The organism is Actinobacillus porcitonsillarum (genome assembly GCF_003101015.1).
Lineage (GTDB): Bacteria > Pseudomonadota > Gammaproteobacteria > Enterobacterales > Pasteurellaceae > Haemophilus_A > Haemophilus_A porcitonsillarum.
The window spans coordinates 377,688-393,382 of sequence record NZ_CP029206.1 but is presented as its reverse complement, the minus strand read 5'-3'; the positions used below and the strand labels follow the sequence as shown (position 1 = coordinate 393,382).

General features: G+C 42.5%; 5 protein-coding genes, 1 tRNA gene and 2 rRNA genes. 5 read left to right on the top strand and 3 right to left on the bottom strand.

Features of this window, described 5'->3' with window-relative positions:
* Positions 1 to 149 precede the first annotated feature (149 nt).
* Together DDU33_RS01970 and rrf are read left to right on the top strand one after the other, a co-directional pair.
* Positions 150 to 3,041, top strand: a 23S ribosomal RNA gene (locus DDU33_RS01970).
* A gap of 158 nt (positions 3,042 to 3,199) precedes the next feature.
* Positions 3,200 to 3,315, top strand: a 5S ribosomal RNA gene (rrf, locus tag DDU33_RS01965).
* 184 nt (positions 3,316 to 3,499) lie between these two features.
* Here the strand turns inward: rrf and DDU33_RS01960 are convergent.
* Entirely contained in the window at positions 3,500 to 5,161 is a 1,662-nt protein-coding gene (locus DDU33_RS01960; protein ID WP_108922820.1) for a bifunctional metallophosphatase/5'-nucleotidase, read from the bottom strand.
* Between the two features lie 9 nt (positions 5,162 to 5,170).
* A complete protein-coding gene (gene selA, locus DDU33_RS01955; protein WP_108922818.1) occupies positions 5,171 to 6,559 on the bottom strand; it encodes an L-seryl-tRNA(Sec) selenium transferase in 1,389 nt (462 codons plus the stop codon).
* Positions 6,560 to 6,638: 79 nt separating this feature from the next.
* On the opposite strand from selA, the gene DDU33_RS01950 reads away from it, so the two are divergent.
* The 3 genes from DDU33_RS01950 (at position 6,639) to DDU33_RS01940 (ending at position 15,284) form a co-directional block, all read left to right on the top strand.
* Positions 6,639 to 6,733: transfer RNA gene (locus DDU33_RS01950), tRNA-Sec, on the top strand.
* A 16-nt stretch (positions 6,734 to 6,749) separates the two neighbouring features.
* Positions 6,750 to 7,196: an FMN-binding protein MioC gene (mioC, locus tag DDU33_RS01945; protein WP_108925222.1), complete on the top strand. Its 447-nt coding sequence runs from the start codon at positions 6,750 to 6,752 to the stop codon at positions 7,194 to 7,196.
* 207 nt (positions 7,197 to 7,403) lie between these two features.
* Positions 7,404 to 15,284, top strand: a complete 7,881-nt coding sequence (locus DDU33_RS01940) for an ESPR-type extended signal peptide-containing protein (RefSeq protein ID WP_108922816.1) — start codon at positions 7,404 to 7,406, stop codon at positions 15,282 to 15,284.
* Between the two features lie 127 nt (positions 15,285 to 15,411).
* On the opposite strand, the gene DDU33_RS01935 is transcribed toward DDU33_RS01940, so the two are convergent.
* On the bottom strand, positions 15,412 to 15,615 hold the full coding sequence (locus DDU33_RS01935) for a glycine zipper 2TM domain-containing protein (RefSeq protein ID WP_005821206.1): 204 nt from the start codon (positions 15,613 to 15,615) through the stop codon (positions 15,412 to 15,414).
* Positions 15,616 to 15,695: the final 80 nt, after the last annotated feature.

Below are 15,695 nucleotides of genomic sequence, written 5' to 3'. Positions count from 1 at the left end.
AGCAAATGATTCTGCTGATAAATAAGAAAAGTCTGAGTAGTAAAAAATCTTAACTGAACAAAAGCAGTTAAGTGTTTAGTAGTTAATATCAGTCTCGAATGTCTTATCTTTCTTTAAGATAAAGAAAGTAAAAATGTTTGAGGTTGTATGGTTAAGTGACTAAGCGTACACGGTGGATGCCTTGGCAATCAGAGGCGATGAAGGACGTGCTAATCTGCGATAAGCTTGGATGAGTCGATAAGAGGCGTTTAATCCAAGATGTCCGAATGGGGAAACCCAGTAGATGAAGAATCTACTATCACTTGTTGAATACATAGGCAAGTGAGGCAAACCGGGAGAACTGAAACATCTAAGTACCCCGAGGAAAAGAAATCAACCGAGATTCCGTGAGTAGTGGCGAGCGAAAGTGGAAGAGCCTGTCAGTAATAGCAGTTTTGTTAGAGGAATGAGTTGGGAAGCTCAGCAATAAAGGGTGATAGCCCCGTACTCGAAAACATTATTGTGGTACTAAGCTGACGACAAGTAGGGCGGGACACGAGAAATCCTGTTTGAAGATGGGGGGACCATCCTCCAAGGCTAAATACTCCTGATTGACCGATAGTGAACCAGTACTGTGAAGGAAAGGCGAAAAGAACCCCAGTGAGGGGAGTGAAATAGAACCTGAAACCGTGTACGTACAAGCAGTGGGAGCCCAAAAGGGTGACTGCGTACCTTTTGTATAATGGGTCAGCGACTTATATTTTGTAGCGAGGTTAACTGAATAAGGGAGCCGAAGGGAAACCGAGTCTTAACTGGGCGTTGAGTTGCAAGGTATAGACCCGAAACCCGGTGATCTAGCCATGGGCAGGTTGAAGATTGGGTAACACTAATTGGAGGACCGAACCGACTAATGTTGAAAAATTAGCGGATGACTTGTGGCTGGGGTGAAAGGCCAATCAAACCGGAGATAGCTGGTTCTCCCGAAATCTATTTAGGTAGAGCCTTGAGCGGACACCTTCGGGGGTAGAGCACTGTTTCGGCTAGGGGTCCATCCCGGATTACCAACCCGATGCAAACTGCGAATACCGAAGAGTGATACTCAGGAGACACACGGTGGGTGCTAACGTCCATCGTGGAGAGGGAAACAACCCAGACCGCCAGCTAAGGTCCCAAAGTCTATATTAAGTGGGAAACGAAGTGGGAAGGCTTAGACAGCTAGGATGTTGGCTTAGAAGCAGCCACCATTTAAAGAAAGCGTAATAGCTCACTAGTCGAGTCGGCCTGCGCGGAAGATGTAACGGGGCTAAAATATAGCACCGAAGCTGCGGCATCAGTCGAAAGACTGTTGGGTAGGGGAGCGTTCTGTAAGCGGATGAAGGTGAATCGAGAGGTTTGCTGGACGTATCAGAAGTGCGAATGCTGACATAAGTAACGATAAAACGAGTGAAAAACTCGTTCGCCGGAAGACCAAGGGTTCCTGTCCAACGTTAATCGGGGCAGGGTGAGTCGGCCCCTAAGGCGAGGCTGAAAAGCGTAGTCGATGGGAAACGGGTTAATATTCCCGTACTTGGATAAACTGCGATGTGGGGACGGAGAAGGTTAGGTTAGCAGACTGTTGGATGTCTGTTTAAGCCGGTAGGTGGGAAGTTTAGGCAAATCCGGACTTCCTTAACACCGAGAAGTGATGACGAGTCTCTACGGAGATGAAGTAACTGATACCACGCTTCCAGGAAAAGCCACTAAGCTTCAGGTTTATCTAAACCGTACTGAAAACCGACACAGGTGGTCAGGTAGAGAATACTCAGGCGCTTGAGAGAACTCGGGTGAAGGAACTAGGCAAAATAGCACCGTAACTTCGGGAGAAGGTGCGCCGGCGTAGATTGTAATCCCTCGCGGATGAAGGTTGAACCGGTCGAAGATACCAGCTGGCTGCAACTGTTTATTAAAAACACAGCACTCTGCAAACACGAAAGTGGACGTATAGGGTGTGATGCCTGCCCGGTGCTGGAAGGTTAATTGATGGTGTTATCGAAAGAGAAGCTCCTGATCGAAGCCCCAGTAAACGGCGGCCGTAACTATAACGGTCCTAAGGTAGCGAAATTCCTTGTCGGGTAAGTTCCGACCTGCACGAATGGCATAATGATGGCCAGGCTGTCTCCACCCGAGACTCAGTGAAATTGAAATCGCCGTGAAGATGCGGTGTACCCGCGGCTAGACGGAAAGACCCCGTGAACCTTTACTATAGCTTGACACTGAACATTGAATTTTGATGTGTAGGATAGGTGGGAGCCTTAGAAGCAGTCACGCCAGTGATTGTGGAGGCGTCCTTGAAATACCACCCTTTAACGTTTGATGTTCTAACGAGGCGCCCTAATCGGGTGTTCGGACAGTGTCTGGTGGGTAGTTTGACTGGGGCGGTCTCCTCCCAAAGAGTAACGGAGGAGCACGAAGGTTTGCTAATCACGGTCGGACATCGTGAGGTTAGTGCAATGGTAGAAGCAAGCTTAACTGCGAGACAGACAAGTCGAGCAGGTGCGAAAGCAGGTCATAGTGATCCGGTGGTTCTGAATGGAAGGGCCATCGCTCAACGGATAAAAGGTACTCCGGGGATAACAGGCTGATACCGCCCAAGAGTTCATATCGACGGCGGTGTTTGGCACCTCGATGTCGGCTCATCACATCCTGGGGCTGAAGTAGGTCCCAAGGGTATGGCTGTTCGCCATTTAAAGTGGTACGCGAGCTGGGTTTAGAACGTCGTGAGACAGTTCGGTCCCTATCTGCCGTGGGCGTTGGAGAATTGAAAGGGGCTGCTCCTAGTACGAGAGGACCGGAGTGGACGCATCCCTGGTGTTCCGGTTGTGTCGCCAGACGCATTGCCGGGTAGCTACATGCGGAAGAGATAAGTGCTGAAAGCATCTAAGCACGAAACTTGCCTTGAGATGAGTTCTCCCAGTCTATAAGACTGTAAGGGTTGTTGGAGACTACGACGTAGATAGGCATGGTGTGTAAGTGTAGTGATACATTGAGCTAACGTGTACTAATTGCCCGAGAGGCTTAACTATACAACCTCAAGCGTTTTTGGAAGGAACGTGAGAGAGTTGATAAGCGAAAAGCTTAAACGAACTAAACAAAAAACGAATAAAGATACTCAGACAGCTTGTTTCGAATTAAGATTAAAGAAAGAACAAAAGAAAAGAGATAACAATCATCGACCGGATATTCTGGCGACCATAGTGCGGTAGTTCTACCTGACTCCATTCCGAACTCAGAAGTAAAATGCCGTAACGCCGATGGTAGTGTGGGGCTTCCCCATGTGAGAGTAGGGCATCGCCGGATTGAATAAAGAGGAACCCTGAGCTTAGAGATAGGCTCGGGGTTTTTGCTTTTGTATATTTTGTGTTGGGACTGTTTTTTGACTTTTGTGTTTTGGAGTAGGATTTACGTTATATCTATCCAAAGGAAAAGAATAAGCGATAGGATTTGCAAAAAGATATGCAAATCCTATCGCTTGTATTGAAAATTACAGACCTACAATCTTCCAACGGTTATGTGATAACCCTTCAATCTTACCTTTCTTCACATTAGTAATGTAATCTACCATCATATTTTGGATTGTGCCGCTTTCTGAACCCATTGCGACTTTAGATTCCCATAAGGTTGGAATAGTTTGTCCTGCCCAAATGCCACCTTTTTTGATAAGTTGCCCAAAGCGATAAGAGTTCATACCGAGTTTGATTTTGGTGTCATCGGTAATAGAGCGACCATCGGCAAAGGTTAAATCAACAATTTTTTCACCGCTTGGTTTGCGTAAATCAATGTTGTATTTTACCCCACCGAAAATATCAAAAGTCACGTATTTTGATTTTTTACGTTCGGCATTATAACGATATTCTTTATCCCCTTCTTGAATGGTATCGAAATAGTCCGCCGCCCAATTCATATATTGTTTAAGCTGCTTTCCAGTTACTTCATAAACAGATACATCGCCACCGGCATAGCGGTAGTTATAGATAACATCTTTTTTCTTAATCTCCCCTTTGTCTAAACGCACGGTTTCATAATCGAAAGCAAAAGCGGTAACATCTGCGTGGCTATAATGTTGCATAACATCAGTAATGAAAGAGGACATACCCGTATCTTGAGAGAAGGCAATAGAGACCCCGTGATTTTTGCCTTGAGGGATCATCTCATTTGCGGTTTCGCCAATTTTCACGTTATTTAAACGGCGTAGCTCATCGTGATAAGGTTGATAAATTTTAACGATGTTTGGATCGGCATCTAACTTATTAACCGGCACGGTTTTGGCTGTTTTTGATAACAGTTTTACTTTACCTTGTGGATCGACATCAAAGATCATATCCACTTCAGAAACAACCGTTCCGTAGCGATGCGGTTCGGTAATCACCGTATTTTTAATGGTTTCAGATGACACATTTTTGTGCATATGTCCTGCGATAATGACATCAATGCCATCTACATTTTGAATTAAATCCGCCACGCCTGTGTCAGCGATATTATTTTCGTTTTCAATTCCCATATGGGCTAACACCACGATAGCATCGACATTTTGCGCTTTTAAGGCAGCAATTTGTTTTTTCGCTTCTTCACTTGGTGAAGAGAAGGTCATTTTATCTAAATGTCCGGTATCTTTTTCAAAGATTGCCGACATTGGGGTCGTTAACCCAATAATCCCTAATTTTACCCCTTCTTTTTCTACGATCATGGTTGGTTCAACATAACGTTTACCGTTTTCTTTATGGTAAAAATTCGCTGTTAATGTTTTTGCTTGAATATCTTTGAGGATTTCATTTAACGCTGTCATCCCAAAATTAAACTCGTGGTTACCTAAAATAAAAATATCGTAACCCATCGCATTTAATACTTTCGGCACAGGATTGTCTTTGTAGTATTTTTCACTTTTCGCAAACACTTCTACTTGGTTGTCCTGAATGGCATCGCCAATATCAACCAAAATCACATTTTTAGCGTTTTTACGTACTTCATTCACATAAGTGGCTATTTGCGCATAGGAACCGGATTTGTCTTCCACATCTGCACCATAAGACCACGGAACAATTCGCCCGTGTACGTCTGAAGTCCCTAAAAATTTGATGTTTACCTCTTTAGCCACAGCAACACTGACAGCAGAAAGGGCAAATAAGGTAGTAAGTAGTTTTTTCATAAAGTCTCCTTAAGGATTAAGTGAAAGCATTTCAATGAGTTGGTCGAATTGCGCCACAGAACGCAAATCTAACCAGAATTTTTGTTCGGAAAAACGCCCGATAATCGGACAAGGGAGCGATTTAAACTGTTTTTCTAATGCCAGCAAATCGCTCTGTTTTTCGCTTGTGATGGTTAATGCCAGTGAAGGTAATCGCTCCGTTGGTAACGCACCACTGCCAATTTGTGCTTGGCTTACCTCAATTTGCAAAATATAACGAGAATCTAACCGCTTGCTTAATGTATTTTTCAAGCATTCAGCCTTTTCTTGCAAATTCTCCAAAGATTGGGTTAATAAATGCAGCGTTGGCAAATCTTGGCACAGATGTTCAGGGAACAAATAGTGGCGAAGCGTTGCTTCTAATGCCGATAAAATCACTTTATCACAGCGTAGCACACGTTTGAGCGGATGGGATTGAAGCTGATCAATAAAGGCTTTTTTTCCGACAATAATACCGGCTTGTGGGCCGCCTAAAAGTTTGTCGCAAGAAAACGAAACTAAATCAACGCCGGCTGCGACCTTTTGTTGCACCATCGGCTCAGCGGGGAGATTGAGCAACTTCATATCGGTCAGAGAGCCGCTACCTAAATCACTGATTACCGGCAAATGAAATTCTTGACCAAGTGCAACCAACTCTTCTTCGCTCACGCTGGAAGTAAAGCCTTGAATTTGATAATTACTGGTGTGAACTTTCATTAAAAAGGCGGTATTTTCGTTGATTACGTTGCGATAATCTTTTAAATGAGTGCGGTTCGTTGTGCCGACTTCAACCAATTTACAGCCTGCTTGTGCCATAATATCCGGAATACGGAAGGCGCCGCCGATTTCCACTAATTCGCCTCGAGAAACAATCACTTCTTTATCTTTCGCAAAAGTCGCAAGCATTAAAAGCACGGCTGCAGCATTATTATTGACGATACAAGCAGCTTCTGCGCCTGTTAATTGCTGAAGTAATTGGGAAATATAAAGATCACGATGAGAACGTTTACCGGCATCAATATCAAATTCTAAAGCGACATTATTTCGCATCGCATTGGTTGCGGATTCAACGGCTTTTTCAGACCATAAACCTCGCCCTAAATTAGTATGCAGAACCGTCCCGGTCATATTAAACACCGTGCGCAGTTCAACTTTTTGTGATTGGGTAAGTTGATGTTCGAGTTGCGTAAATAAGGTTGTTTCGTCAGCGAAAAAAGAAGGCAGGGTTTGGGTTTGTTGAATGGAAACGCGTGCCTGTTCAAGTAAAAGGCGAAGTGTTTTAACCACCGCAGAATATCCAAATTTTTCAATAAATTCGACCGCTTGTGGCTGTTTTAGTAAGCGATCGAGGGAAGGAATTTGACGAAAAAGCATTTGCATAAAGATTACACCCTAAAAAAGTGCTAGAAATTTTGGACAATTTTAATAAATAAAGTAGAATATAGCTACATTTTCAAATGGAAGGGCGTCATCTCCGGTGAGGTGGCAGGACTTCAAATCCTGTTGAGGACGCCAGCGTTCTCGGGTGGGTTCGACTCCCATGCCCTTCCGCCATTCATATTTCAATTCTATGACCAAATCAATTTGTATTATTACCGGAAGTACCTTAGGTGGTGCGGAATATGTCGCTGATCACCTTGAAAGCTGCTTAACTAACCAAGGTTTTGAGGTTGCCTTATTTAATCACGCAACATTAAACGACATTCAATCACAAGAAATTTTATTGGTAGTGACCTCAACACATGGCGCAGGTGAGCTGCCTGATAACATTAAGCCACTGTTTGATGAGCTTGAACAAAGCGATTTAAATTTAAGCCAAATGCAATTCGGCGTTGTTGGGTTAGGTAGCCGTGATTATGACACTTTCTGTAATGCAGTAAACATCGTTGAGAATACGCTTAAAGCGAAAGGTGCTCAGCAAGTTTGTGAATCTGAGCGTATTAATGTTTCAAGTAATTTTGAACATGATGAAACGGCTGAAACATGGCTTAGCTTATTTTCACGTCATTTAAAATAGTTATTTTAGCCCTTACCTATTCTATTAAAAAGACCTATTAAAAATAGGTCTTTTTCTTTATTTGATATTTAATTTACGTAATATTAAAAATTTACATTTATTTAATAATTCAACAACTTATTTACCATTGATGTACTATAATCACTCCATTTGATTAAAAACGAGACAATGCAATATTTTGCTGTTTTATAGAGGAAGAGAAATTTAATGAATCAAATTTTTAGAGTAATTTGGAACCAATCTACTCAAACATGGGTTGCTGTATCTGAATTAGCAAAGGGCAGGGTAAAATCATCAACAACATCTGAAGTTAGTGTAGAAGTAAATCGTTCAGATAAGAGTTTATGGTCGATAGGTACTTTATCTGTATTATTAGGTTTATCTGCGAATGCATGGGGAGCATATACCGGGGATGGCGGTTCGGCAACAGGACTAAACTCAATTGCAATTGGAGTTGGTTCTACAGCGACACAACTTAATGCAATAGCAATAGGTAGAGGTGCTTCAGCTGCAATTTATAGAGATACTACTGCGGTTGGTTCAAACTCAACTGCAAGTGGGTATTTATCTTCAGCTTATGGATTTAATTCAACTTCCAGTGGAGAAACATCAGTAGCATTAGGTACAGAAGCAAAGGCTTCAGGCGCTCAAGGCGTTGCATTAGGATCTTCAGTTAATGCAAGCGGACCTCAAAGTACCGCAATTGGTAATAATGCAAATGCTTCAGGATATGGTTCAATTGTTATTGGTGGGGATGATATTGGTACAGCAACAAGTTACACCGTTGCAGGCAAAACATTTACTATTGAAGGTAACGGTAATTCTGCTTATGTATCACCTACAGCAAGTGGACATGCTGCTGTTGTAGTGGGTTCTTTAGCAAAAGCAACGGGCAATTTTTCTTCGGCATATGGTTCTAATGCTTTAGCTGTAGCAGAAGGCGCAACTGCTTTAGGTACATTCTCAAATGCTTCTGGTATTGGTAGTTTTGCCGGAGGGGTAAACTCAACATCAAGTGGCAATAGTTCTACAGCTCTGGGTATTAATAGTTCAGCGGTGGCTGACTTTACGACAGCTATCGGTGTAGATGCTAAAGCTAGTGGTGCCAACGCAACATCAATCGGTGCAAATGCGACAGCAAGTGGTGGACAAGCTATTGCGACAGGTTTGAATGCACAAGCAACTAAGGGGCAAACCATTGCTATAGGTATGAACGCAACGGCTACAGGAGATCGAGCAATAGCCACAGGTCTTAATGCTGCTGCCTCTGAGCAAAATTCTATTGCAACCGGTTTTAATTCTAAGGCATTAAGCGATTCTTCTATTGCGATTGGTCATGCTACTACCTCTGGTAAACAAGTCTTAAATGCGGATGGTACGGTAAATAGCACGCTTTCTTCTACAAGTACGGTTGCTATTGGTAATGGAGTAAATGCGACAGGTAAATTCTCAATGGCATTTGGTTCTTACTCAAATGCAACGGGAGCACGTGCTATTACGATTGGTTCAAGCTCAAGTGCAAATGCAACAAGCGCAGTTTCAATTGGTGCTCAGTCAAAAGCTAATACAAATTACTCAACAGCTATTGGTCCTAGTGCAAATGCCTCTACCGCTGAAAATAGTACTGCTATTGGTGCAAATGCAAATGCGACATTAGCTGGTTCAGTTGCATTGGGTAATAATTCCATAACGGGCACATCAGTTCCAGCTACAACTTTAAGCTATAACTTTGCAAATGATGCAGGCTCAACTGTTGCAGCTAGCGCTCAAAAAGATAAAGCAGACTCTGTTGTTTCTGTTGGTAATGGTACATATCAGCGCAAAATTATTAATCTCGCAGCTGGGGCGGTAACAGCAACATCTACGGAAGCGATCAACGGTAGCCAGCTTTATAATGTGGTAACTAATGTTGGTTTTAATATTCAAGAAAATGGTACGGCGAAATCGCGTATTAATAATAACAATATCATCAACTTTGCCAACGGCACTTATACTACCGCGAGCGTGACGGATGGTGCAAATAGCTCAAAAGTTGTCTTTAATGTAGTAAACCAAGCTATTACGTCAGCAAATGGTGTTGCAGCGGTATCTGGTACAACAGCAGGTTTGGCTACTGCTGCTGATGTAGTAAACGCGGTTAACAATACAGGCTTTAATTTACAAGCGAATGGGGCAACGAATTCATTTGTTAAATCAGGCGATACAGTAAACTTTAAACAAGGTGATAATATCCTTGTCACAAAATCAGGTAATAACATTACTGTCGCTACATCAATGACGCCAACCTTTACAATGCTTACTACAACAGGGGATGCAACGATAGGTGGTAATCTTGATATGACAAATGGCAAAATTACTAATCTTGCTAATGGTACAAATCCAACCGATGCGGTTAATTTACAACAACTAAATGCAACTGCCGCATTAGCTAATCGCCCTCTTACTTTTGCGGGTAATACAGGAACGACAGAACAACAACTTGGTTCGACATTAAATATTAGTGGTGATGCTTCTACGTCTGGTACTTATAGCTCTGCGAATGTTAAAACCGTGGTCACTCAGGATAAAGTAGAAGTTCAAATTGCAGAAAGTCCAACGTTTAGCAGTGTAAATTCAACAGGTGGTATTTCTGTAGGCGGTGAGCTATCTGTCGCAGGTGAATCTGTCTTCCAAGGCGGCATTATGGTTGATGGTACACAAACTGTAGATATGGGCGGTAACAAAGTCCAGAATGTGGAGGCTGGTACAGATGATACAGATGCGGTGAATGTGTCGCAGTTAAAAGCTAATACCACTAAAGTGGTTGCAGGTAAAAATACAACAGTTACTAATACCACAGGTGCAGATGGTACAACTTATACCATTAATGCAGACGATACTAGCGCAAGCGTTTCAACAGATAGTAGCTTATTAACTGTTGCGGCAAATGGCTCAAAAACAGTCGGAAATGCAACAGTAACCGATTATAAAGTGAGCCTAACTCAAGGAACATTGGCAACAAATAATGGCGTTGTTTCATCAGCAACTAATGGTGTGGCTACAACGCAAGATGTGGCGGATGCAATTGGTAAAGGTTATTGGAAAGTCGGTAACAACGTAGGTACGGAAACCGCACAAATTAAATTTGGTGATCAAGTTAATTTCGTGAATGGTAGTGGTACGGTATCTAATGTAACGGGTGCGAATGTTAGCTTTGATGTTAATGTAGATGGTAAAACGATCAATGTAGGCAGTGACGGCAAACTTACTGTTAATGCAAGTGCATTACCTAAAGGGGTATCTGTTGAAGCAGGTAACCATACAACGGTAACACCAATCGCAGGAACTAATGGCGAGACTGTTTATAAAGTTGATGCGGAAAAAACCACTGCAAGTGCAGGATCAAATGCAGTAACTGTCACGGCGGGCACAAAAGATGCGAATGGCGTAACGGATTATGCGGTAGATTTAAGCCAAACAACTAAAGATCAATTAGCAAAAGCAGATACAGCAATTCAAAACTTTACGACAAGCGTGAACGGAACACCTGTTGAAACGATTACAAAAGACAACAACGATGTTGGTTTTGTGAATGGTACAGGTACAACCGCACGTAATGACAATGGTAACATTACTTTTGATATCAAGACGACAACCTTAACAGCAGATGCAGCAGGCAACGTAACTGCAGGCGATGCGACAGGCGATAGTTTTGTGAAAGCAGGCGATGTAGCGAATGCGATTAACAATGCATCTAAAGTGGCGAAAACGGAAGTGAAAGCGGGCGACAACATTGAAGTAACGAGTGCGACAGGTACAAACGGTCAAACGATTTACAATGTATCAACGTCAGCGAACCCAACGTTTACGAGCGTAACGGCAGGCGGTACGGTATTAAATGGTAATGGTTTAACGATTAACAACGGTCCGAGTATCACTACAAGTGGTATTGATGCAGCGGATAACAAAATTACCAATGTAACTAATGGAACGCTATCAGCGGATAGTCAAGATGCGGTAAATGGTAGCCAGTTATATTCAGTGCAAACCGTGGCAGACAGTGCATTACAAACTTTCACGACAAGCGTGAATGGAGTAAATGTAGAAACCATCAGCAAAGATAACAACGATGTTGGTTTTGTAAACGGTACAGGTACAACCGCACGTAATGACAGTGGTAACATTACTTTTGATATCAAGACGACAACCTTAACAGCAGATGCAGCAGGCAACGTAACAGCAGGCGATGCGACAGGCGATAGTTTTGCGAAAGCAGGTGATGTAGCGAATGCGATTAACAATGCATCTAAAGCGGCGAAAACGGAAGTAGAAGCGGGCGACAACATTGAAGTAACGAGTGCGACAGGTACAAACGGTCAAACGATTTACAATGTATCAACGTCAGCGAACCCAACGTTTACGAGCGTAACGGCAGGCGGTACGGTATTAAATGGTAATGGTTTAACGATTAACAACGGTCCGAGTATCACTACAAATGGTATTGATGCAGCGGATAACAAAATTACCAATGTAACTAATGGAACGCTATCAGCGGATAGTCAAGATGCGGTAAATGGTAGCCAGTTATATTCAGTGCAAACCGTGGCAGAAAGTGCGCTCCAAACTTTCACGACAAGCGTGAATGGAGTAAATGTAGAAACCATCAGCAAAGATAACAACGATGTTGGTTTTGTAAACGGTACAGGTACAACCGCACGTAATGACAGTGGTAACATTACTTTTGATATCAAGACGACAACCTTAACAGCAGATGCAGCAGGCAACGTAACAGCAGGCGATGCGACAGGCGATAGTTTTGCGAAAGCAGGTGATGTAGCGAATGCGATTAACAATGCATCTAAAGCGGCGAAGACCGAAGTGAAAGAAGGCGAGAATATTCAGGTAAGTTCAGAAACGGGTACAAACGGTCAAACGGTGTACACGGTTGCGACGTCGAAAGATCTCGTTGTAAATACGATTACGGCAGGCGATACGGTATTAAACAGTACAGGTTTAACCATTAACAATGGTCCAAGTATTACGACAAGTGGTATTGATGCGGCGGATAATAAAATTACCAATGTAACCAATGGAACAGTATCAGCGGATAGCCAAGATGCGGTCAATGGTAGTCAGCTATACTCGGTACAAACCGTGGCAGAAAGTGCGCTCCAAACTTTCACGACAAGCGTGAATGGAGTAAATGTAGAAACCATCAGCAAAGATAACAACGATGTTGGTTTTGTAAACGGTACAGGTACAACCGCACGTAATGACAGTGGTAACATTACTTTTGATATCAAGACGACAACCTTAACAGCAGATGCAGCAGGCAACGTAACAGCAGGCGATGCGACAGGCGATAGTTTTGCGAAAGCAGGTGATGTAGCGAATGCGATTAACAATGCATCTAAAGCGGCGAAGACCGAAGTGAAAGAAGGCGAGAATATTCAGGTAAGTTCAGAAACGGGTACAAACGGTCAAACGGTGTACACGGTTGCGACGTCGAAAGATCTCGTTGTAAATACGATTACGGCAGGCGATACGGTATTAAACAGTACAGGTTTAACCATTAACAATGGTCCAAGTATTACGACAAGTGGTATTGATGCGGCGGATAATAAAATTACCAATGTAACCAATGGAACAGTATCAGCGGATAGCCAAGATGCGGTCAATGGTAGTCAGCTATACTCGGTACAAACCGTGGCAGACAGTGCATTACAAACATTCACAACAAGCGTGAATGGAGTCAATGTTGAAACCATTAGCAAAGACAATAATGATGTTGGTTTTGTAAACGGAACGGGGACGACGGCTCGTAATGACAACGGTAATATTACCTTTGATATCAAGACCACGAACTTAACCACGACAGATGGTAATGTTACAGCGGGTGATACCGGCAACAGTTTTGCGACAGCAGGCGATGTTGCGAACGCGATTAACAATGCCTCTAAAGCGGCGAAGACCGAAGTGAAAGAAGGCGAGAATATTCAGGTAAGTTCAGAAACGGGTACAAACGGTCAAACGGTGTACACGGTCGCGACGTCGAAAGATCTCGTTATAAATACGATTACGGCAGGCGATACGGTATTAAACAGTACAGGTTTAACCATTAACAATGGTCCAAGTATTACGACAAGTGGTATTGATGCGGCGGATAATAAAATTACCAATGTAACCAATGGAACAGTATCAGCGGATAGCCAAGATGCGGTCAATGGTAGTCAGCTATACTCGGTACAAACCGTGGCAGACAGTGCATTACAAACATTCACAACAAGCGTGAATGGAGTCAATGTTGAAACCATTAGCAAAGACAATAATGATGTTGGTTTTGTAAACGGAACGGGGACGACGGCTCGTAATGACAACGGTAATATTACCTTTGATATCAAGACCACGAACTTAACCACGACAGATGGTAATGTTACAGCGGGTGATACCGGCAACAGTTTTGCGACAGCAGGCGATGTTGCGAACGCGATTAACAATGCCTCTAAAGCGGCGAAGACCGAAGTGAAAGAAGGCGAGAATATTCAGGTAAGTTCAGAAACGGGTACAAACGGTCAAACGGTGTACACGGTCGCGACGTCGAAAGATCTTGTTGTAAATACGATTACGGCGGGCGATACGGTGTTAAACAGCAATGGTTTAACCATTAATGGTGGACCAAGCGTTACTAAATCAGGTATCAATGCTGGTGACCAAAAAATCACTGGTGTGGCAGCAGGTGATATTTCATCAACTAGCACAGATGCAGTAAATGGTAGCCAGTTATACCAAGTACAAGAAGCCGCGAAAGCCGCTAAAACAGAAGTCGTTGCAGGTAAAAATACAACTGTTACTTCAGAAACAGGTAATAACGGTCAATCTATTTACACTGTAAATGCAGATAAATCTGTTGTAGAAGCAAAAGCTGACTCTGGTTTAACTGTTACGGCAACAACAGATGCAGACAACTATACAACAACGTATATGTTGGATTTAGATGCGGACACGAAGAAACAACTTGCGAAAGAAGAAACTGTGAAAGCAGGAAGTAGCAATATTGTTGTGAGTGAAAGTACTAATAGCACAGGTGGTAAAGAGTTTACCGTTGATCTTGCAAAAGATATTGCTGTCGATACGTTTAAAGTAGGCGATACCGTAAATATTGATGCAAATGGCATTAATGCTGGTAATACGAAAATTACTGGTGTTGCAGAGGGGACTGCGGATACTGATGCAGTTAATGTGAAACAATTAACAGACACTATTACAGCATCTAAGACAACGGTTTCCTCAAAAGATGGTTCTATCGCTGTAGTATCATCAGGCAATAACTACGATATTTCAGTGAAAACTGATGGTGCAACAATCCGTAACGGTTCAAATGGTTTAGAAGTTGTTACAGGAGATATTAGTACAAATTCTAATGGCCAAGTGGAAGTTACTTCTGGCGATGAAACCAAAGTGGCAACAGCAGGCGATGTCGCTAAAGCAGTAAATAATGCTTCTTGGGCGGTTAAAGCTGGCAAAGTAGAAGGTACTAATGGTAATGCAAGTGGCTACACCGGTGGCGATAAAGTTAAAGCTGGAGATACTGTATCGGTAAATGCGGGACGTAATATTGTAATTAGCGGTTCAGGCAAAAATATCAATATTGCAACATCAGATACACCAACATTTAGCTCAGTTACAGCGAAGTCAGTGACTGCTGATGAAGTGAATATCGCTAATGGTCCATCAATCAATGCGAATGGTATTGATATGAATAATAAGCGTATCACAAATGTTGCGCCAGGTCGTGTTGGGACGAACGATGCTGCAAATATGAATCAATTAGATGATGCAATTGGTAAAGTAAATAATAGAATTCACTCTGTAGATAAGAAACTACGTAGTGGTATTGCTGGAGCTGTTGCGATTGGTTCTCTTGTTCAGGCATATAATCCAAGCGATAGCTTGTTAGCTGTAGGTGGTGGTACTTACCGTGGATCTTCTGCATTAGCATTAGGTTATTCGAAAGTATCAGATAACGGTAAAATCATCTTAAAAGTGACGGGTAGTGTGAATAACTCTGGTCACTATATGGGTGGTGCAAGTGTAGGTTATCGTTTCTAATTATTAACCGCAATTAAGTTTAAAAACCTAGTCAAATTTGACTAGGTTTTTTATTGGGAATAAGCGGTTAAATTTGTTTAATTTTTTGCAATAAAAAAGCCGTTTGAGCGATTCAAACGGCTTTGTGTTATTTGTTGATTTGGCTTCCAATGACGCCACCAAGTGCGGCACCACCTAATGTTGCACCGGTTGAGTTACCAATCATATTTCCAGCTACGCCACCAATTGCTGCGCCGATAGCTGTATTACGTTGGCTTTTACTTAATCCGTTGCAAGCAGATAGTCCCACTGCCATTGCTAATACAGTAATAATTGTGGTTACTTTTTTCATATAAAATACCTCATCAATGATTTTTGATATGCATTAAATGCATTACTAAGACGAATTTTTCTTTAAGAAGTTCTAATTGA